Origin of the sequence: Eubacterium sp. SB2 (assembly GCF_001244405.1) — a bacterium.
GTDB lineage: Bacteria > Bacillota > Clostridia > Lachnospirales > Lachnospiraceae > Faecalicatena > Faecalicatena contortus_B.
The window spans coordinates 1,227,698-1,249,858 of the sequence record NZ_LN865153.1 but is presented as its reverse complement, the minus strand read 5'-3'; the positions used below and the strand labels follow the sequence as shown (position 1 = coordinate 1,249,858).

Below are 22,161 nucleotides of genomic sequence, written 5' to 3'. Positions count from 1 at the left end.
ATTATACCATAATTGGGTGACAAATTATTATTTGATTATTCCTATTATTTATTCAAAGCGCCTGTGATTATATAATTGCAAACTAATAAATAGAATAATAATTAACTATCTGTCAAACTCCCGAGCTGGTCACGGCTATAGCAGAGTTGTTTAAAATATGGGGATATGGTATATTTTATTCATAAATAATGTTAGGAGCGGTTCTTATGGCTACGATTAAAGAGATTGCGGATATGCTGGGTGTGAGTACTGCAACCGTATCAAATGTTATTAATGGAAAGACAAAAAAAGTTTCTAAAAAAAATATCGAACGAATTGAGAAAGTGCTGAAGGAAACAAAGTATGTAAAAAGAATGGATAAAAATGCGCTTATAAATGGGAAGCCTCTTATTATCGGTGTGGTAATCCACACATGTAAATCCTATGAGAATACATTTTTGTCGGACCCTTTTTACGGGCAGCTTGTTGGCGTACTGGAGAGAGAGATAAGAAAAGCCGGATACTATATGATGCTGTATGCTTCGGAAAGTATCGAAGAGATCTATCAGATGGTGATGACCTGGAACATTGCCGGTCTTGTGGCAATTACTTTCACGCACACAGAGTATAATAAGCTGGCAGCGTTAATAAAGAGACCTATAGTTGCTGTAGATTTATATAATATATTAGATGATAATTTTTATAATGTCGGAACGCAGGACAAACAGGGTGGATACCTGATGACTAAATATTTATTGGATCTTGGATATTCAGATATTTTAGTGATAGGTAACCGTAATGTGGGCGTCGATTATACCAGGTGGCAGGGGTATGAAGAGGCAATAAAAAAGGCAGAAGGTTCTCGTTTAAAGGCATATCCGATGATTATAGCCAGCGACGTATACGAAAAGAGGCAGAAACAGTTGGAGGAGCTGGCTGAATTTGCTGATAAGAATAAAAGAACAGCACTGTTTTTCCTTGCAGATATTTTAGCCGTTGAAGGTATTAATTATTTAGGCAGGAAGGGGGTTAAAGCTCCCGATGATATTGGGATTGCGGGGTATGATGACAATCAGTATTCAAGTATTTCCCACCCCAAACTGACAACTATAAATCAGGATATAACGAGAAAAGCTAAAAAAACATTCGAGATGCTGTTGGATTTACTTAATGAAAAGGAGACCGGGACTCATAATCTTCTGCTGCCGGTTCGGTTGGTTATTAGAAATTCGGTGAAGGATAAGGGATAATATATGTGCATATTACATATATTATCCCTTTCCTTTTTGTATACTAAGCAGGTTATGTCCGTAACCTGTTGACAGGCCATAGAAACAAGTTTAAACTCTTGAAATATCCTTAGCTAAGAAACTTATAGTAACAGTACAGGCTTGTCTGAACCGTTACAGCTTAACCCCAAGTGTACACCGGAATCCATGCCCTGCGGGCGGGTGTGCGGACAAGCTGCAAAACAATGTTAAAATTGGAAATGTGAGGTGTTTTATGAGAGAACAATGGTGGAAAGAGGCGGTAGTATATCAGATTTACCCAAGGAGTTTTTATGACAGCAACAATGATGGTGTTGGTGATATCAATGGTATTATTCAGAAGCTGGATTATCTGAAAGAACTGGGTATAGATGTAATCTGGCTTTCACCGGTTTATCAATCTCCCAATGCGGATAATGGTTATGACATTAGCGACTATCATGCAATTATGAAAGAGTTTGGGACGATGGAAGATTTTGATCACTTATTAATTGAGGCGCATAAGCGGAACCTGCGGATCGTGATGGACTTGGTCGTAAATCATACCTCGGATGAACACGAATGGTTTACCAAAAGCAGATCTTTGCCGGATAGCAAGTATCACGATTATTATATCTGGAAGAGGGGGAGGAACGGAGGAGCTCCAAATAACTGGGGAAGCTGGTTTTATAATTCTGCGTGGGAATATGAGGATAATACGGATATGTATTATCTGCATATATTCTCTAAAAAGCAGCCGGATTTAAATTGGGATAATCCTTTATTGCGGGAAGAGGTTTACTCAATGATGACATGGTGGCTGGATAAGGGGGTAGATGGATTCCGGATGGATGTCATCAGCCTGATTTCTAAAAATCCGTCTTTTCCGGATGGAGAAGTAACCGGGGCATACGGAGATTTTGGTGACTTGACGCCATATTGCGAGAATGGCCCGCGTGTTCATGAATATCTGCAGGAAATGAATGAGAAAGTGCTGTCAAAATACGACATTATGACAGTTGGAGAAACACCGAATGCATCTGTAGATGATGCAGCAAAATTCGCGAATTGTGATGGCACTGAGCTAAATATGGTGTTTCAATTTGAGCATGTATCAATCGATTACGGGCAGTTTGGAAAATATACGGAGAACAGATATCGTCTGAAAGACTTGATAGAGGTTTTGAGTAAGTGGCAGGACGGCTTGTCTGACAAGGGCTGGAACAGTTTATACTTTGAGAACCATGACCAGCCCCGTTCTGTATCTAGATTCGGGGATGTATCAACGCCGTTGTACTGGGAAAAATCGGCGAAGATGCTGGCAACCTGCCTGTATATGTTACAGGGGACGCCCTATATATACCAGGGGCAGGAAATTGGGATGACAAATCCCAGATTTGAATCATTTGCAGACTATAAAGATATTGAGGCTAAAAATGCATACCGTGATCTGGTTGAAGAACAAAAAATTATGACAGAGGATCAATTTCTTAGATGTGTATTTAATCTGGGACGTGATAATGCAAGAACACCGATGCAATGGAATAACAGCAGCTATGGGGGATTTTCAAAGGCAGCGCCATGGATGAAAGTGAATCCTGATTATCAGGATATCAATGTAGAGAAACAGCGAAATGACCCCGATTCAATCCTGAGTTATTATAAAACATTAATCAAACTGCGCAAGAATTATAAGGTCATTGTCTATGGTAAATATGAATTGCTGAATCCAATATCCGAGTATATATGGGCGTATAAAAGAAAACTTGACAATACAGTCATGACTGTAATGGCGAACTTTTCTGACCAAACCGTCGGATGTGAATTATTCAAACAGGAGTCAGGAACCTTATTATCAAATTACAGGCAGCATCAGATTTTGAAACTACAGCCATACGAGGTTATTGTTCAATTAGAACAGTGATAGAAGAGGTGGGAAGGAGAGTATCCTTCCCACCTCAGATTGTTTCATTCTCCCAGCCTCTTTTTTGCTGGTACTCGCCGGGAGAGACCGAGTAATATTGCTTAAAGACATAAGAAAAATGCTTTACATTCACATATCCAACTTTTTCGGCAATCTCATAAATTTTCATATTAGGATTATTTTTCATATAGTTGACCGCATTTTTCATGCGTATGCCAGTCAGATATTTAATATAAGATTCCCCCATCTCATTATGGAACAGTGTGCTGAGATAGTTGGGTGAAACGCCGATTTCTTCGGCAATCCATGCAAGACTGACCGGCTCAGCATAGTGCAGGTGTATATATTGTTGTGCTTTACTGACTATATTAGCTTCCGGGTTCGCGTCGGTATCAAAAGTTATATCTGCATACTTCCGGTCTGAAAGCAGGCCGATAACCTTTATCAGATATTTACTCGTTGAAATCTCCGGCTCAGTGGATATGTGCGGTATTGAGGATAAAATATACATAATATCATCCGGGTTCCACAGGTTCTGGATGGCCTTTAAAGATTTTATCAAGTAGAGGCTGACGGCAATTCTATTCTGCAGGGCATCATCAGGAAGTAATGCGATTATGGAATCAATAATCAGCGGCTGGTCAGCGGTCTGATCTTTGACAATTGCCGAATGGAGCGCTTTTACGTAATGGTTTATTTTGTGGATTCGTGATATGAGGATGTCCTCTGTTTCTTCATAAATATAAATTTGGCTGGAGCGGCTGAATATCCGGCAGTTTAATGCAGCCGCCGCCTCCTGGTAAGCGTCATTTACCATTAAAATATCCTCGAATGCAGAGCTTTGGCCTGCTGAAAGCGACAATTCCATATTTGGAAATTTATTTTTCCGGACTTCCTGTAAAAAGTCTTTCGCCAGAAGAGACGCCGATTGATATGTTTCCCCTGACAGAAGCACCACCACATCTTCGTTGTGATCCAGGCTGATCCATATATTTGCCGGATGTTCTTCTGCCAGCTCAAGTGTCAATCGATAAAGGATATATTTGTATAAAGGAATGTCACTTGCCGGTATTTCGTTAGAGAGTAAGATATCTTCATCTATACTTATGAGCAAAATGATTCCGGCGCCGTCCAGAAGGTTTATTTTCATCCGATGTATCATCGGGTGCAGGGATTGGGTCTCGACATAAGAGTTATTGATAATCGCCTGGATAAAGCGTGATACAATTTGTATCTTCCCTTCTTCGTTCAGTTCCAGTAAGCTGTGATAGATATACTCTTCGGCCTGTTCTGCAGACAGTGCGGCTTTTATGGTATTTAGCGTTTCTTTTAAATTCGGCAGAGAAATGGGTTTTAATAAATAGTCTTTTACACCAAATTTGATGGCTTTTTGGGCAAACTGGAATTCGTCATAACCAGAAAGGATTATGATTTTCTGGCGGGGCCTGTTTTTTAATATTTCCTGACATAATGTCAGCCCGTCCATTTCGGGCATCTTAATATCAGTTATAATAAGATCTGCATCATTCTTTGCTAACCAGTCTAAAGCAGAAATACCGTCATAACATGTCTGTGAAATATTCCAGTCAGCATCTTGCCTGGGAATTGAAACAGAAAGAAAATCCAGTGTAAGTTTCTCATCGTCTACTAATAAGATATTATACATTTTCCTGAGCCTCCTTTTTTAAAAGCGGCAGTTTTACCGTAACCCTGGTGCCAGCATCGGGCTCGCTGTTTATATGGATCCCGTATTGACTTCCATAGTGCAGCTTAATACGATTGCTTACATTTTCCAGTCCGATATGGCCGTCTGTTCCGGGGGCAGAGTAGCTTTGCGGCCGGCTGGCAGCCTGCTCAAGTTTCTCTTTTAGTGCTGTCAGCTGTTCGGCTGTCATACCTTTACCGGTATCGGCAACAATGAAAAAAGTGAATTGGCCTTCCGTAAATCCGTTCACGGTAATCCTGGTTTTGGCCCGCTGCTTTTCTAAACCGTGTATGATAGCATTTTCGACAATTGGCTGTAGTATAAAAGCCAGAATATATTGGTAGTAAAGCTCTTTTTCGAGGGACAGTTCATACTCCAGCCTTTCTTCAAATCGGCTGCGCTGGATCCCTAAATAGCAATCAAGCACAGAGTATTCGTTCGCTAATGTCACTTCCCGGTTCCATTTTGCCATGCCCCTCAGCAGCTGATGCAGTTTATCGATGTTATCCACGGCCTGTTCTGATTTGCCCAATTGGATCTGCATACTGATCATGTTCAGGGTATTGTATAAAAAATGCGGCTTAATCTGGCTTTGCAGGGCATTTAGCTGAGCCTGTGTGTGAAGTGCATTTGCTTCATATACCTGGGTTGCCAGCTGAGTGTTTCGCTGAATGTTTTCATTGATCGTCTGTACCATGGAATTAAAAGAATCTCCCAAATATCCGATTTCATCCTGGCGTTTACTTAAAAAGTGCACCTGAAAATTTCCCTTACGTACTTCCTTCATCAGCTGGACTATTTCCAGTAAAGGCTGCAGAAATCTGTTGGCAAAAATAAGCAGCACGATAATGGCTGAGAGGGAACTTATTGTTGCCAGCAATAGCGTAAAGTCCCGGGTCTGCCTGGCGTTAGCGGTAAGTTCTTCTAAGGAATTTACAGATACAATCGTCCAGTCAGAGTTTTTAACATTGGCAGTGTTCATTAAATATTCGGTTCCATCTATTTTTTGTGTCCAGCTGTTATCAGCAATTAAGGCTGTATCTGAAAGCAGGTCGATTTTCTCTGTTTTTATGCTGCTGTAAATAAGATTTTTTTGGCTATCGATGATAAACACGCCCCCATCGTTTCCCATCTTTACCTTTTCAGCAATTTCAGAGATACCGCTGTAACTGGCATCAACTTTAATAACACCAATTACTTTATCAATATTTTGTATACTCTTTAGTGGTTTCACTATGGAAAAAACAGTATTTTTGGGATAGGATACAATCTGCTCTAAATGAGGGGGAATAAAAGCAGACTTTTTGTTTTGCAGCGCGTCTTTATACCAGTCATAGCCGGAGTAATCAATACTATGATCAATACTTTTGGGCATTCTGCCGCTATAATAGATCTCATCTGTTATTACAAATACGTTTAAAACATCTTTGCGCGGCATAATCATAATCTGGTCCAGATAGTTCTCGATGATACGCCTTTTTTGTAAGCGCTCGACCTCATTGCCGCTGCTCTTCTCGAATTCATTTATGACTGTGTTATCATAATAGAGATATGTCGTCAGCCTGAAAAGTTCATCCAGATAATTGTTTATATTATACGCAAGCTGTTCGAGTGTTTGCTGTGTTTGAACAGACGATTGGCGCTCAGAGTCTTTAGCATATCGTGCATATGATAGCATCGATGATAAGAATACGGAAATTAAAATCAAAACAGCAACGACTAAGGTCAGAGTAAAACGGATACTGCGCAACCGGATTGTAAATAATTTTATCAGTTTTTTCAAATGATCACCTCTCCTGTATGTCGTGAAAGATCGTATTTATTAGAATCAGCGGGCATGTCTTTGAGCTGTATCTAATATACCATAAAAATTCATGACATAATAGAAATAGGAAAAAAACGAACCGTAATCGTAGATTTTGAGTATTTCTCTTAAGACGGCTGACGCTTATACTTAACGTATACAAAAAAGAGAAATTTTCATATTAAGGAGGATCAGGATGAAGAGAAAAGTTTTAGCAGGTGTGTTAGCCATTGTATTAGCCTGTGGGATGGTCAGTGGCTGCGGGAAAAACAGTGACGTTGATAAAGCCAATTCGGGCGGGGATTCCGGCGAGAAGGTGACGGTAAAGTTTTTTAACGGAAATGTAGAAATGGTAGATTGGTACAATGAAGCAGTTGACCGCTTTAACCAGCAAAGTGACACCATTAAAGTTGAACATGAGTTCCAAAAGGAGGGGACGGCAGCACTCCAGACGAAGATTGCAGCCGATGATATTCCCGATATTACTACAATGTCAACGCAGCAAATGATAGATGCGGGTAAGTTTCTTGATTTGTCTGATAGTGAGTGGTGGGACAGAATTGATCCTTCGATCAAAGAGCTTTCTAAAGACACGAAAAGCGGCAAAAATTATTATATACCATCAAACACAATGATTACTGCGGCTATCTATAATCAAAAGATTTTTGACGAATTGAAGTTAACTCCTGCAAATACATTGGATGAGTTCACGGATAATCTCAGGGCGGTCAAGAAAGCCAGGCCGGATATGGATCCGTTGTATTTTTCAGGGAAAGAGGCCTGGACAATCGGAATGTTGTTCGGATGCATACCAGAGGCGGTGGAACGCCAAAAAATCGGCGATTTAGAATATGGGAAAGCAGCATTGGAAGGCGATTTAAGTGTTTTAAAGTATTCTGAAAAAGACGGCGCTTTAGAAAAATATATGGATTGGCTGGGAACCTTACAGGAAGAGGGTCTGATTAATGACAACGTACTTACGGCAACTTACGATGACGCAATGAATGCGATTGCGAAGGGAGAGGCAGCAGTTATCTTTCAGGGACTGTTTGCACTTGGCGGTATTATAGATATTAATCCGGAGGCAGTAAATGAGCTTCGCGTTAGTGCAATGCCGGCTGTCAGCGCCGATGTGAAACCGGCGATTAACCAGAGCCCTGACAGTACGTATTATATCATGGCTGATTCACCGAATCAGGAAGCGGCAAAGGAATTCTTAACATGGTTATTCAGCGTGGAGAATCAAGTTTCTTATACAGAGACAAGAAATGCGCCATCGGCTTTTGAGGATGTGTCCGCCGATCTTGGGCCGATTGTTGAGAGCGCTGTCGAGGTATCCAAGAGTGCTGCATCTCTGGGGCCTGCTAAAGAACCGGCCGGATTTGGCGGAGATGCGTCGGGAGTCATGCTGCAGGAATTTTTTGCCGGACAATATACTCCGGAAGAATTTGCTGCCGCATATGAAAAGGCCTGGAAAACTGCATTTGATGCACAATAGTGTGATTATAGGGGGAAAGGAGCTGCGGAATGAATTTTTTCATGCGCAGCTTCTTTTCAGGATACCATGAAGTTAAGGAGTATATATATGGAAATATTTAAAAGTAAGATATCATCCAATATGCATAAATTTATGTTTTTGCCTGCCACACTGCTTTTTGCGCTGTTTTTTGTCCTGCCGCTGATTCAGGGGGTAGGTGTGAGTATGACGGATTGGAATGGATTTTCTGAAGAACGGAATTTCATCGGACTTAGCAATTTCATCAGATTTTTTTCGGATGAACGGGCCATGAATGCGATCGGAGTCACCCTGCTGTTCGGCTTGATCAGTCCTTTGCTGCTGAATGTTCTGGGATTGCTTTTCGCAATATTACTTGACTCAAAGATCAAAGGGAAAGTTCTGGCACGTACCGCAGTTTATATGCCGTCCATAATCAGCCCCTTAATTATGGGGTATCTCTGGACGCTGATTTTGTCACCAAGAACCGGAGTTTTGGATCAAACTTTGCAGCAGTTAGGAATTGACTATTCATTTGGGTGGATGGGCGATCCGGATAAAGCCATTTGGCTGATTATCATTGTGAATGTTTGGCAGTTTGTAGGCGGGCCGATGATCATTTATCTGGCGGGCCTTCAGTCAATCCCCGGAGAATTGTATGAATCCGCCAAAATAGACGGTGCAGGATCCCTGCAGATGTTTAAAAATATAACGTGGCCAATGTTGTATCCGTCAGCCCGGATTAACATATTTACAAATATAATTGGTTCCATGGCGGTATTTGATATTATTATGGCAATCACGATGGGCGGGCCGGGATACGCGACGGAATCGCTCAGCATCTTTATATACAAACAGTCGTTTAACGGTTTTGCCGGTTATGCCACAGCAGTGTCCATCATCATGTTCTTTATTATAGTCATTCCCGTTGCCATCTCATTGAGGTGGATGAAAGGAAAAGAGGTAGAAATGTAAGGGAGGTTACCTGTGAAAGTAATTAAAAAATTGTCATCTGGTTTGGGGATAGCAGCGATTATTATCGTATTTCTGATTCCATTTTATATCATGTTTTATCTGAGTTTAAGCGGCGCCGGCAGCAGCTTTGCAGAAGAGTGGTTTCCGCGGGCACTCAATTTTGAGAACTTTGCCAATGCATGGAAGGCTGCCAATATGGGCCGGGCCATGCGGAATTCGTTCATTATTACCGGCGGGGCAGTCGTTGTTTTAATTTTCTGCGCGGCCAGCGGAGGGTATGCGGCGGCAAGAAGTAAAAGTAAGATTAACCGTATCATATTTAATGTAATGATCCTCAGTATGATGGTTCCGGGAATCATTAATACAGTTCCGCTATACTCCATTATGAAAAGGATTAATGGGATTAATACACATTGGGCAATGATTTTGCTCTTGGCATGTCAAAGCCTGCCGTTTTCGGTATTTTTATATGAGGGGTTTATCAGCTCTATGAGTGAATCCATTGAGGAAGCAGCAATTATTGACGGGTGTTCCAGATTTGCGGCATTTTGGAAAGTGACATTTCCATTGTTAAAGCCAATCACAGCTACGGTTGTTATAATGCAGGGAGTTGGTATATGGAACAATTACGGGCAGTCAGTGTTCTTCCTGCAAAATCAAAATTACCATACAATTCCATTAGCGATTTCTACTTTTTTTCAGACATATGGAGCCGATTATAATCTGCTGGCAGCCGGGGCAATGATAGGGCTGGCGCCGGTAGTTATCATTTTTGTGCTGTTCCAGAATCAATTTGTGAAGGGCTTGAGCTCCGGCGGAGTCAAGGGATAAAAAAACAAGTGTTAAAAAAAGGATGAATAAGTTATGTTAAAAAGAAAAAAATATTTTAAAGATCTGTACCGTCCGGGTTTTCACTATTCGGCTGAATCGCATGTTATCAATGACCCCAATGGTCTGTTTTATTATGAGGGGGAGTATCATTTAATGCATCAGTATAATATCAACAATCATATTCATTGGGGGCATGCCGTGAGCCGCGATCTTGTGCATTGGATGCATCTTCCTGCCGCATTGGCTCCGGATCCGATTGGCCAGATATGGTCAGGAAGTGCTGTTGTTGACTGGAAAAATACGAGTGGGCTGCAGTATGGAAAAGAAAAGGTGATTGCTGCATTATTTACTTATAATGAGCATGTAGATTCACAACAAAGCCAGGGATTGGCATATAGCAGAGACCGGGGACGGACATGGATAAAGTATGAGCAAAATCCGGTGTTAACATCGAAGGGGAAAAAGGATTTCCGTGATCCGAAGGTGTTTTGGTTTGAAGAAAAAAATGCCTGGATTATGGTAGTAGCATGTGGAGACCATGTTGAGTTTTATCGCTCTGCCAATCTGATTGAATGGGAGTTTACAGGCGAGTTTGGTTCAGGGGAAGGATCGCATCAGGGAGTATGGGAATGTCCGGATTTGTTCCGGATGCCAATCGAAAATTGCCCGGACGAAAATAAATGGGTTTTACTGGTCAGTGTAAATAGCGGGGCACCTGCGGGGGGAACGGGAATGCAGTATTTTATAGGGGATTTTGACGGAAAAAGTTTTATAAATGATGGTCCGCCGGAAAAAATATCCTGGCTGGATTATGGCAAAGACTTTTATGCAGGGGTAACCTGGAACGACATTCTGCCGGATGACGGACGGAGATTAATGATCGGCTGGGCCGATAATTGGCTTTACCGGGATGAATTACCCACGTCTCTTTTTAAGGGGCAGTTTTCCTCGGTCAGAGAGTTAAGATTAGTAAAAAAGCAGGATGAAATCCGTATCATTCAGAGGCCCGCAGAAGAAATCCGGCAATTAAGGAATCAAAGGCATGAGATTACACCTTGTGACATATTTCCTGACAGTACATTGGAATTGCCTGTTGAGGGGAATCAGTTTGAGATCATTTGTGAGCTTGCATTTGAAGGCAGTCATGCTGTAATGGAACTCATGATTGGGGATAGCGGCAGGGATCTCATTAAAATTGTTTATGATCGCAGAGAGGAAAAGATCATCTTTGACCGGACGAATTGTAATCAGTATCACATAGAGCATTTCAGGGGCAGATTCAAAGCCCCGTTCAAGCTTGAGGATGAGATACTAAAATTACATATATTGGTTGATTCATCGCAGATAGAGCTGTTCGCCGGGGACGGTTCGGTAGTTATGACAAACTTGTTCTTTGGGGGAGATCCCAGGCTGCGGGTGAGGTTAGCGGCTGGCAATTCTCCGCTGAGGCTGGTTAGCGGCCGTTGTTACAATCTGTCTTCTGTCTGGCCGGACAAGAAAAGCGAATCCGACTTGTTCGAAAACGTTTTTGATGGGAAGTGGATGAACACAGTACAAGGCTTTGAAGGCTGTTGTGCTGCAGATGGACTAGTGGCAACAACAGAAAAATCCCATGAGTTTCGGGTGCAATCAAGGCTGAAGATTACATCCTATCAGAGTGGAAAAAGCGCCGGCCTGGCATTCGGAATAAATGAAATGGGTATAGGATACAGGGTGGTGTTTGATGCTGAAAAGAAAGAGATGATCTTGTTTTATGATAAAATCCAAATTGGTAAGGCGGCGGTTATAATTAATACGGAGCGGACTTACCTCATTTGTGTCGAAATGAAAGAAGGGAACCTTAAAGTATACATTGACGGAGTAGAATTGTTTAAGGAAAAGCTAAATGAGTATACTGGAGGTGCTTTGGGGCTGTGTGTGAGCGAAACAAATGCATTATTTAACAATATTGAAATTACAAATAGTTAGCGCTCTTGATCTGACAGGAGTGGCAATTGCTTTGCCTATTGGTTACTGTGCACACCCTGCGGGCGTGCACAGCACGGTCTGAACAGCAACGCCTATTGTAAGAATTTACCTCAAAAATTCCACATTTCAAACACAAATCCGTCACAACCTTCTGTTAATTTTATCTTTATGTGGAGCACACAGCTGTTTCATATGGGCCGTCTTATCCAGAGTATGCTTGATGATTTGTCGGACGCTCCTGACCGGTTTGCATCCGCGGTAAGCGGATCAGCCATCTGGGGACATAAATCATCAGCCGCACTCCAAAGCCGGCGTAAATTATCAGACCAGGGAGGTAAGGAATTGATTGAGGTAAAAAACTTAGTAAAAAAATACGGAAACCATCTGGCCATAGACCACCTGAATTTCAAGATTGAAAAAGGGAAGATCTATGGCTTTTTGGGCCCCAACGGAGCAGGAAAATCGACGACCATGAATATCATGACCGGGTACCTTGGAGCAACGGAAGGCGAGGTGCTGATTAACGGACACGACATTCTAAAGGAACCGGAAGAAGCGAAGAAGCACATAGGGTATCTTCCGGAGCTCCCGCCGCTGTACATGGAAATGACGGTGCAGGAGTATCTGGATTTTGCAGCGGAGCTGAAGGGAATCGCCAAAGACAAACGGGAATCCTCAGTGGAAGAGGTAATCAAGCTTGCAAAATTGATGGATGTCAGAGGCCGGCTGATCCGCAACCTGTCAAAAGGATACCGGCAGAGAGTTGGGCTGGCCCAGGCCATGCTGGGATTTCCGGACATTATTATACTTGATGAGCCCACCGTGGGGCTGGATCCGAAACAGATTATTGAGATCAGGGAGCTGATCCGGAAACTGGCGAAGGATCATACGGTTATCCTGAGTTCGCATATACTGGCCGAGGTCAGAGAGGTATGCGACTACATTATGATCATTTCGAAGGGCAGGCTTGTTGCCAGCGATACGCCGGATAATCTGGAGCATTTGATGGATGAAGCGGAGTCCGTCGAGATCCTGGCGAAAACAGAACCTTCGAATCTGCGTGACATATTGAATCCGATCAGGGATATCACCGGCATGAAAACAGAAAAGAGAGCGGACGGGACAACATATGCAGTATTGGAAGTAAAAGACAACAAAGATATCCGGGAACAGGTATTCTTTGCATTTGCCGGGGCAGGCTGTCCTCTTCTTATGCTGAATACGAACCGTGCAAGTCTGGAGGAGATCTTCCTGGAACTGACACAGGGGGAAACAGGCTCGAAACTGCTGTCTGCAAAGAGAGAGGAGGCGGGGACAGATGCTGGCGATTTATAAGAGAGAACTGAAGTCCTATTTTCAGTCCATGATTGGATGTGTCTTTATAGCGTTCCTTGTAGCATTTGCGGGAATTTATTTTATGGCTTACAACCTGAATGCGGGATACCCCTACTTCTCCTACACGCTTTCCGGCGTACTGATTGTTTTTCTTGTAGGGATACCGCTGATCACAATGAAAAGCTTTTCGGAGGAGCGGAGAAACAAGACAGACCAGCTGCTTTTGACTGCGCCGGTTAGCCTGCGCCAGGTTGTGATGGGAAAATACCTTGCGATGGTTTCCGTGCTGGCAGTGCCGAACCTGATCTTTTGTTTATTCCCTTTGATTATTAAAATGCAGGGAACCGCATATCTGAAGGTGGATTATATATCTATTGTGGTATTTTTCCTTCTCGGATGCGTATATATTGCGATCGGGATGTTTTTGTCCTCACTGACAGAGAGCCAGATCATTGCCTTTATCACCACATTCGGGGTTCTGCTCGTTCTGTATCTGTGGGACGGCATCCTGTCTTTCCTTCCAAGTTCGGCTATCAGCGGCGCTGTGGGGATTATCATACTTCTGACCATTGTAGCTGCCTATATTCAGCAGATGACTGGCAACTGGTTTATCAGCGGAGGGATTGAACTCATTGGGATTGCGGCCTGTGTAGTCACGTATATTGTAAAATCCAGCCTGTTCGAGAACATTCTGACGAAGTTCCTTGGAAACCTTGCGCTTGCAAATGTTTTTACGGATATCACGTCGAACAGCATAGTAGATGTCAGCGGCATAGTTCTGTATTTGTCTGTAATTGTAGTGTTTATTTTCCTGACAGTACAGGCAATTCAGAAAAGACGCTGGAGTTAGGAGGGCCGGAAATTGCAGAAAATAAAAAATTTATTTCATACAGCGGGAACAAAAAACGGAACCTACAGCGTGGGGATTACCGTGATCGTGGTCGCAATCGTAATAGTAGCCAATATGATATTCGGACAGATCCCCGAGAAATACAGGAATATCGATGTCAGCAGCACAAAGATCTACGAGATCACGGATACCAGCCGGGAGCTCCTGAAGGATCTGAACCATAAAATAAGGTTTACGGTTTTGGCAGAGAAAGACAAGGCGGACGACCGGATTAAAACATTTTTAAGCAAATATGCAGCTTTGTCCAAATATATTTCTGTGGAGTGGATTGACCCCGTACTCCATCCGTCTGCGCTAACGGAGTACGAGACCAGCGCGAATACGATCGTGGTAGAATGTGCGGATACGGGCAAGAGCACAACCGTTTCATTTGACGATATTGTGGTCATGGATACCTCCTCCTATTATTATACGGGCAGTGTATCGGAATCCGAATTCGACGGCGAAGGCCAGCTGACCAGTGCGGTGAATTACGTGACCAGTGATGTAAATAAAAAAATATACAGAACAACGGGGCACGGTGAGGCCACATTATCAAACTCAATTACAGAGTTAATGGACAAAAATAATTACAAGATTGAAGAACTGAATCTGGTGATGCAGGCATCCATACCCGAAGACTGCGATCTTCTGCTTATGTACGCGCCGGCCACGGATTTGACAGACGATGAAAAAGCAGCAATGCAGCAATTCCTTTCGTCAGGCGGGAAAGTGATGATTCTCCTGGGAGATACCAGCACTTCAGTGCTTCCGAATATTGCCTCCATCATGAAGGAATATGGCATGGAAGAAGCCGATGGGTATATTGCCGATCCCCAGAGATGTTACCAGGGCAATTATTACTATATATTCCCGACGCTTACATTGTCAGGAGATCTGGCGAAAGGCATGTCTTCGCAGATGGTGCTTGTCACCAATACCCGGGGCCTGAACCTGGTAGATGCCGAGAGAGATACCATTAGTTCCAGCTCTTTTATGACAACGACGGACAGCGCCTATGCGGTCACGGAAGACAGCCAGACGCAGGGCACGTATACACTGGGGGCGGTTGCCACAGAGCAGATCAGTGCCGACACCAAGGATGAGAATAAAGACGAAGCTACTGAAGCAGCAGAGGACGATACGCAAAGCAAAGACACATCAGACACTGCTAAGGAGAGCGCGAAAGAAAGCCGATTGACCGTAATCACGGCGGGAAGCCTGATCGATTCCCAGATCACAGATACCTTCACGCAGCTTGAGAATACGACGTTATTTATGAATGCCGTAAGCAGCAATTTTGACGGCGTACAGAATATCTCAATTGAACCAAAGAGCCTTGCCACGGAATATAATACCGTGCAGCATGCAGGACTATTCAGCCTGCTCGTAATATTCGGTATCCCGCTGCTGATTCTGATCGGTGGATTTGCAGTATGGTTTAAGAGAAGAAAAGCATAGGAGGGCGGATGAAGATGGAGAAAAAAAAGAAGAAATCCTTCCTTTTGCTGCTCTGCCTTCTGCTGGTTCTTTTGATTGCCTATCTTGGGATGCAAAGGTGGAATAAGAAGCAGGAAGAAAAGAAGGAAGCAAAAACAGAAGCGGAAACGGTATACGTGACTGATATAGACGAAATTACAAGCATTCAGTATGATGCAGGCAGCGGAGAATTTCATTTTGTAAAGGAGGACGGTACGTGGTACAATGCCGATGACCGGGATTTCCCGCTGGCACAGAGCTACCCGGAACAAATGGCCTCTGATTTTGCCAGACTGAAGGCAGAGCGGGAGCTGAAAGACGGGGATTCGCTGGAGGACTATGGGTTAAAAGATCCGGTATACACGGTTGTGCTGACCGGAAAAGACGGAAAAGAGACCGCTGTTTATTACGGAAATGCTGTGGGAGATAACTATTATGCCACTGTGGGGAATACGGGAAAGGTGTACACGGTGAGCGGCACTTCCATATCTGACCTGCAGTATTCACTGGAGGACATGGCGCAGCTGGATACCTATCCCAATATTGGAAGCGGCAATCTGAAGAAAGTTGTCGTAACAAGAGATGGCAGCGAGACCACCTATGATTCGGAAAATAATGACGATACAGAAGCCATTGCAACGGCTGCCGGCGGACTGGGAGCTGTCACCCTGAGCAAGGCCGCGGATTATTCCGTGGAGGAGGAAGACCTGGCCGGATTTGGCCTGGATGAAGCGGCAGGAATCACTGTGAAGGCCGTCTATACGCAGGACGATGAGGAACAGACGCTTACGCTTTATATTGGAAAAGAAGATGGTGAGGGAAACCGCTATGTCATGCTGAATGATTCCAGGATTGTATACCTGATCTCAGATGAGATCTGCAAAAATATCTTAAATGAAAAGTAATGGGCAGGGACAAAGTGGGCCTGCCCACTTTGCACGCAGCAGTTCAGGCAGGTCTGAACTGTTGCCTTTGCAAGTAAATTTTATATTTATTTTATAAGACATTTCTTGACAATTCAGAGAAAACAGAGGAGAATATTTCACATGTAGTACATTACCCTGCAGATGGCTGCGGGGCATCAATTCAGCAGCACAGAAAGAAGCGGGGCGGCCCAGGGGAAGACGCCGGAAACAGGCAGTCCTGATTTCCGCTTGCTGCCGCAGGAATAAAAGTGAGGATGGTAAAACATGAAAGAAAAACTGATACGTTTCATGCAGGGAAGATACGGAGTCGATACATTTTCGAAGTTCCTGCTTATAGTGGGTCTGGCGGTGGTGTTAATCTCTTCTGTAATCGGAGGAGACAGAGTCCGTCTTATCTTATATGCACTGGGCTGGGTCCTGATAATCTACTGCTATTTCCGGATGTTTTCAAAGAATGTGACAAAACGGTATGCAGAGAATCAGGCATTTCTGGCAAAGACGAGTAAGATACGCGGCTTTTTCCGGAATCAGAAAGCTATATGGAAGCAGAGAAAAACGCACCATATTTATAAATGCCCTGGCTGCGGACAGAAGATCAGGGTGCCAAAGGGGAAGGGAAAGATCGAGGTGCGCTGTCCGAAGTGCAGTCAGACCTTTATTAAAAACAGCTGATTGAGGATGCAGGATAAGGAGAAAAAGCGGTGCTGGAGGCAGACCGGTGTGCTGCCGGCAGGCCTCTTTTTCTGGTATGAGAACTCTCGGAAAAAAGAGAGGAAACGTAACAGTTCAGGTCCGTCTGAATTGTTACGTTTAGAAGGTTAGGGACAGAGATGGTGAGGAGAATGGAAGACGATGAATGATCCGTATAAAGTGTTGGGTGTGTCAAGGGATGCAGCCGATGAAGAGATAAAAAAAGCATACCGGACGCTGAGCAGAAAGTACCATCCCGATGCGAATATCAACAACCCCATGCGTGATGAGGCGGAAACCAGGTTTAAAGAAGTACAGCAGGCCTATCAGCAGATTATGGATGAACGCGAACACGGATATACCGGAGGTACAGGCGGTTATGGGAATACCGGAAGCTATGGGGGATATGGCGGATATGGAGGTTTCGGCGGCTTTGGCGGTTTTGGGGGCTATGGCCCCTACGGCGGGCAGGAACAGCGTTCGGGGGGAAACAGCGAGACAGATATACACCTGAAGGCGGCGGCCAATTACCTGCAGGCCGGCCGATATGAAGAGGCGCTCCATGTCCTGAACGGGATCCATGACAGGAGCGCCCTGTGGTATTTTTACAGCGCATCGGCAAATTCGGGGATGGGCAGCAATGTCACTGCACTGGAACATGCGAAGCAAGCCGTAAGGCTGGAGCCGGAGAATATGCAGTACCAGATGCTGCTGCAGCGCCTGCAGGGCGGCGGTTCCTGGTATCAGCAGCGGCAGAGCGTGTATGGATATCCGGGGGCGGGCGGCAGCGATTTGTGCATGAAACTCTGTATTGCAAATCTGCTCTGTAATCTGTGCTGCGGTGGCAGCGGGCTGTGCTGCGGCGGAGGCGGATATGGGGGCAGATATATATAGGGAGTGCCTCTTTGGATAGCAGTTTTTGTTGTCTGTCAATTCTTTGTCATACTATGAATTTTGCGATTGCATCTTGACAGAGACAAACTGGTTGTGATATGATCGGTACCATAACAAAAACTTTCAGACAATTTGCTTGAATTTGTACAATTAATAACAAGCTTATCGTTCCTGATTTTTAGGGGAAAATGCCAGAAACAGGGAGGAGTCATATCATATGGACCAGTATATACATAAAAAAACAGGAAAACAGGATTCAGGATGTAAAAAACATACAGGTAATCAATCAGCGGGAGCTGCCATTCAGGCAGTTCCCGCTTTTACTTTGTATGTTTTTTCACAATAAAAAAGTAAAAGGAGGCACTAATTGATGGGTGAATACACACAAGGATGCTGTGGCTGTGCCCACAGTGAGACAGCTCTGCTGGAGCGGATCGCGGAATTGACAGCGGAGTACAAAGGGAAGGAAGGGAGCCTGATCCAGGTTCTCCACATGGCACAGGGAATCTATGGCTATCTGCCGCTGGAGGTGCAGGAAGTCATAGCGGACGGCCTGGATATACCTTTGGCCGAGGTGTCAGGGGTCGTTACATTTTACTCCTTCTTTGCCACCCAGCCAAGAGGTAAGCACACCATACGTGTCTGTCTCGGCACGGCCTGCTATGTAAGGGGCGGTAAAAAGATTGTGGAGAGGCTGAGGGAGATTCTGGGTGTAGAGATTGGGGAGACCACAAAGGACAGGATATTCACGTTTGAAGTGGCTCGCTGTATCGGTTCCTGCGGGCTGGCGCCGGCCATGTCCATAGACGATCAGGTCTACAAACAAGTAAACCCCGACAAACTGGAACAGATACTGCAACGCTACTATGAGGAGGAGGAGTAAAACTATGGCTGTAATAAATGAGACATCCAGGGAAACCCTGGTGGTAAGGGACCAGATGGATCTCCGCGTGATCAAAGGAGATTACCTGGCGCAGCGGAGAAAGTACAGACGCCAGGTTCTGGTGTGCGGAGGCGCGGGCTGTATCTCTTCCCACTGTCAGGAAGTAAAAGACGCGCTTCACGAGTCGCTGGCCAATTATCAGCTGGAGGACGAGATAGAGGTCCTGGTCACCGGCTGTATGGGAACCTGTTCTCTGGGACCGGTGATCCTGGTTGAGCCTGACGGAGTATTCTATACCGAGATGGATCCGGAAAAGGTGGATCATATTGTGTTCAGGCATCTGATGAATGATGAGGTATGCGAGGAGTATACATACTTTGATGACGACATGGGGATCCATGTACCGTTGATGAAAGATATCGGCTTCTTTGAGGGCCAGGTCCGCATTGCCCTGAGAAACTGCGGAAGGATGGAGTTCTCTTCTCTGGCGGCCTATATATCCAGGGATGGGTATGGGGCGCTTGCAAAGGTATTGAGCGGCATGAGCCGGGAAGAGGTGGTCGCGGTCGTGAAAAACTCCGGCCTGAGAGGGCGCGGAGGCGCGGGCTTCCCAACCGGCGTAAAATGGGAGGCAGGAATGAAGGCCCAGTCGCCGGACGGACGCAAATTCATGGTCTGCAACGCGGATGAAGGGGATCCCGGGGCATTCATGGACCGGAGCCTCCTGGAAGGGGATCCCCACAGCGTCATCGAAGGTATGATGCTGGGTGGATACGCGATCGGAGCATCAAAAGGCTATATTTATGTGCGCGCAGAATATCCCATCGCGGTAAAGAGGCTGGGCGATGCCATCGACCAGGCCAGGGCGGCCGGTATTCTGGGCAAAAACATCATGGGCAGCGGTTTTGATTTTGACGTAGAGATCCGCATAGGGGCGGGTGCATTTGTGTGCGGCGAAGAGACTTCCCTATTGGCCTCTATTGAGGGCAGGAGGGGAGAGCCAAGCCAGAAACCGCCGTTCCCGTTTGAAAAGGGCCTGTTTGAAAGCCCGACGATCATCAATAATGTGGAGACGCTGGCTAATGTGGCGCCTATTATCCTGAACGGCTCCAGCTGGTATCGAAAAATCGGTACGGATCTGAGCGCCGGAACGAAGGTGTTTGCCCTGGCAGGAGACATCGTTAACGCCGGGATCATTGAAGTTCCTATGGGCACGATTCTGGGGGATATCATCTATAAGATTGGCGGCGGTATCATAGGGGGCAAGCAGTTCAAGGCCATTCAGTCAGGCGGGCCTTCCGGCGGCTGCCTCACCAGGGCGCATTTGAATACCCCGGTGGATTATGAGTCCCTGGCGGAGCTTGGGGCGATCATGGGGTCCGGCGGTCTGGTCGTCATGAACGAAGATACGTGTATGGTAGATACGGCCCGGTATTTCATGGATTTTATCTGTGATGAATCCTGCGGCAAATGTCTCCCCTGCCGTAACGGCACCCGCCGCATGCTGGAGCTTCTGGAAGGGATAACGGAAGGGGATGGCCGTCCGGAAGACCTGGAGCTTCTGGAGGAACTGGCGGAGACGATCAAACAGACTGCCATGTGCGGCCTCGGGCAGACAGCTCCCAACCCGGTACTTTCCACTTTAAAATATTTCCGCGGGGAATATGAATCCCACATTTATGATAAACACTGCGCGGCAGGTGTCTGTGCGGAACTTCAGACCTCACCGTGCCGAAATGCATGTCCGGCAAATGTTTATATTCCGGGTTACCTTTCTCTGCTGGCAGCAGGGCGGACCGACGATGCCTACCGTCTGATCCGGCAGGATAATCCATTCCCGGCTGTGTGCGGGCGTGTCTGCACCCATCCGTGTGAGGATCACTGCCGAAGGGCGCAGGTGGATGAGCCTGTTGCTATTTGTTCTGTAAAAAGATTTATCGGGGATAACGCGCTTCGGGATGATTATAATATCCCGATGGTGGAGCCGCTGCCGTCTACCGGAAAGAGAATATCCGTCATCGGAGCCGGCCCGTCTGGCCTGACTTGTGCCTATTACCTGGCAAACCTGGGGCATGAAGTACATATATACGAAGCAGAATCCGTGGCCGGCGGCGTTTTATATTGGGGAATCCCCGAGTACCGGCTGCCTAAGCAGGTTCTCGAGAAAGAGATCCATGCCATCGAAAAGAGCGGCGTCCATATCCATCTGAACACCAGCATAGGTACAGACTTGAGCTTTGATGATATGCGCAGCCAGTCTGATGCTGTTTACATTGCGGCAGGGACCCAGGCTTCCCGTCTGCTCGATATCCCGGGCGAGGAACTGGAAGGCGTGGAAAGCGGCGTCGGATTCCTGAAACGCGTTGGGTTGAAGAAAGACCTGTCCGTACCGAAACATCTTGTTGTTATCGGCGGGGGCAGTACGGCGATTGATGTTGCGAGAACTGCCGTCCGCCTTGGATCAGAGCAGGTTACCGTAGTCTACCGCAGAACAGAGCAGGAGATGCCTGCAGGCAGGGATGAGGTAGAAGAGGCACGGGAAGAGGGCATTGAGATTATATCATTGGCGTCCCCGCTGGAATTCGTGGGTGAACAAGGCAAAGTGACTGGGGTTCATCTGATCCGCCGCCGTATAGCGGAATTTGGCAGCGACGGGCGCAGGCTGACCAAACAGCTGCAGGGTTCGAACTTTACCATCGATTGTGACGGTGTCGTTACCGCCATCAATCAGGATGTAGACCACAAGGTTTACAGGACGACCAATGTGGGGATGGATAAGACCGGCAAACTGGAGATCAATAAATATACCAGACAGACTGCAGAGAAAGGCATATTTGCGGGAGGCGATGTCAGCCCATGGGGCAAGAATGTTGTGATCCAGGCCATTGCCGACGGCAAGCAGGCCGCCGTGAAGATCGATCAGTACCTGGGCGGAACAGGGGAATTGAACAAGGGGCAGCAGTTCGACATTCCGGAAATCGAACTGGAAGTGAACGAACCCCATGACCGTTACCCTACCAGATGCCTGAAACCGGAAGAACGGACCGGCAATTTCCGGGAAGTAAACTGTGGATATCACAAGCTGGACGCTATGGCAGAGTCCCTGCGCTGTCTGCATTGCGACAGGCGGTAGCAGC

16 protein-coding genes are annotated in these 22,161 nt (G+C 45.5%); 14 read left to right on the top strand and 2 right to left on the bottom strand.

What is annotated here, in order from left to right; all coding sequences use genetic code 11:
* The first annotated feature begins 206 nt into the window (after nt 1-206).
* Together BN1938_RS17975 and BN1938_RS17970 are read left to right on the top strand one after the other, a co-directional pair.
* Nucleotides 207-1,229: a LacI family DNA-binding transcriptional regulator gene (locus BN1938_RS17975; protein WP_050641863.1), complete on the top strand. Its 1,023-nt coding sequence runs from the start codon at nt 207-209 to the stop codon at nt 1,227-1,229.
* A gap of 253 nt (nt 1,230-1,482) precedes the next feature.
* The gene (locus BN1938_RS17970; RefSeq protein ID WP_050641862.1) at nt 1,483-3,150 is read left to right on the top strand and encodes a glycoside hydrolase family 13 protein; all 1,668 of its coding nucleotides are present in this window, start codon (nt 1,483-1,485) and stop codon (nt 3,148-3,150) included.
* Between the two features lie 34 nt (nt 3,151-3,184).
* Here the strand turns inward: BN1938_RS17970 and BN1938_RS17965 are convergent, their stop codons facing one another.
* Together BN1938_RS17965 and BN1938_RS17960 are read right to left on the bottom strand one after the other, a co-directional pair.
* Nucleotides 3,185-4,816 (bottom strand): response regulator, encoded by a 1,632-nt coding sequence (locus BN1938_RS17965; RefSeq protein WP_050641861.1) that lies wholly within the window; start codon nt 4,814-4,816, stop codon nt 3,185-3,187.
* Nucleotides 4,809-6,638: a sensor histidine kinase gene (locus BN1938_RS17960; RefSeq protein WP_050641860.1), complete on the bottom strand. Its 1,830-nt coding sequence runs from the start codon at nt 6,636-6,638 to the stop codon at nt 4,809-4,811. The genes BN1938_RS17965 and BN1938_RS17960 overlap by 8 nt, the downstream gene beginning before the upstream one ends.
* A 217-nt stretch (nt 6,639-6,855) precedes the next feature.
* Here BN1938_RS17960 and BN1938_RS17955 point away from each other — a divergent pair, with 217 nt between their 5' ends.
* From BN1938_RS17955 to BN1938_RS17895, 12 genes are all read left to right on the top strand, one after another.
* The gene (locus tag BN1938_RS17955) at nt 6,856-8,157 is read left to right on the top strand and encodes an ABC transporter substrate-binding protein (protein ID WP_050641859.1); all 1,302 of its coding nucleotides are present in this window, start codon (nt 6,856-6,858) and stop codon (nt 8,155-8,157) included.
* Nucleotides 8,158-8,244: 87 nt separating this feature from the next.
* Nucleotides 8,245-9,129 carry a carbohydrate ABC transporter permease gene (locus tag BN1938_RS17950; RefSeq protein ID WP_050641858.1) on the top strand — a complete coding sequence of 295 codons (885 nt, stop codon included), beginning with the start codon at nt 8,245-8,247 and terminating at the stop codon, nt 9,127-9,129.
* Nucleotides 9,130-9,141: 12 nt separating this feature from the next.
* On the top strand, nt 9,142-9,960 hold the full coding sequence (locus BN1938_RS17945) for a carbohydrate ABC transporter permease (RefSeq protein ID WP_050641857.1): 819 nt from the start codon (nt 9,142-9,144) through the stop codon (nt 9,958-9,960).
* Between the two features lie 33 nt (nt 9,961-9,993).
* Complete coding sequence (locus BN1938_RS17940) at nt 9,994-11,928, top strand: glycoside hydrolase family 32 protein (RefSeq protein ID WP_050641856.1); 1,935 nt, start codon at nt 9,994-9,996, stop codon at nt 11,926-11,928.
* 342 nt (nt 11,929-12,270) lie between these two features.
* Nucleotides 12,271-13,263: an ABC transporter ATP-binding protein gene (locus BN1938_RS17935; RefSeq protein ID WP_050642745.1), complete on the top strand. Its 993-nt coding sequence runs from the start codon at nt 12,271-12,273 to the stop codon at nt 13,261-13,263.
* Nucleotides 13,247-14,113, top strand: coding sequence for an ABC transporter permease subunit (locus tag BN1938_RS17930; protein WP_050641855.1), 867 nt, complete (start codon nt 13,247-13,249; stop codon nt 14,111-14,113). Before BN1938_RS17935 ends, BN1938_RS17930 begins: the two co-directional genes overlap by 17 nt.
* Before the next feature lie 12 nt (nt 14,114-14,125).
* On the top strand, nt 14,126-15,613 hold the full coding sequence (locus BN1938_RS17925; protein ID WP_050641854.1) for a GldG family protein: 1,488 nt from the start codon (nt 14,126-14,128) through the stop codon (nt 15,611-15,613).
* Nucleotides 15,614-15,627: 14 nt separating this feature from the next.
* Nucleotides 15,628-16,536: a DUF4340 domain-containing protein gene (locus BN1938_RS17920; protein WP_050642744.1), complete on the top strand. Its 909-nt coding sequence runs from the start codon at nt 15,628-15,630 to the stop codon at nt 16,534-16,536.
* Between the two features lie 285 nt (nt 16,537-16,821).
* Nucleotides 16,822-17,229, top strand: coding sequence for a TFIIB-type zinc ribbon-containing protein (locus BN1938_RS17915; protein ID WP_050641853.1), 408 nt, complete (start codon nt 16,822-16,824; stop codon nt 17,227-17,229).
* A 180-nt stretch (nt 17,230-17,409) separates the two neighbouring features.
* Nucleotides 17,410-18,141: a J domain-containing protein gene (locus BN1938_RS17910; RefSeq protein ID WP_050641852.1), complete on the top strand. Its 732-nt coding sequence runs from the start codon at nt 17,410-17,412 to the stop codon at nt 18,139-18,141.
* A gap of 370 nt (nt 18,142-18,511) precedes the next feature.
* Entirely contained in the window at nt 18,512-19,024 is a 513-nt protein-coding gene (locus BN1938_RS17900) for an NADH-quinone oxidoreductase subunit NuoE family protein (protein ID WP_025654621.1), read from the top strand.
* 4 nt (nt 19,025-19,028) lie between these two features.
* On the top strand, nt 19,029-22,157 hold the full coding sequence (locus tag BN1938_RS17895) for an NADH-ubiquinone oxidoreductase-F iron-sulfur binding region domain-containing protein (protein WP_082203055.1): 3,129 nt from the start codon (nt 19,029-19,031) through the stop codon (nt 22,155-22,157).
* The last annotated feature ends 4 nt before the right edge of the window (nt 22,158-22,161 follow it).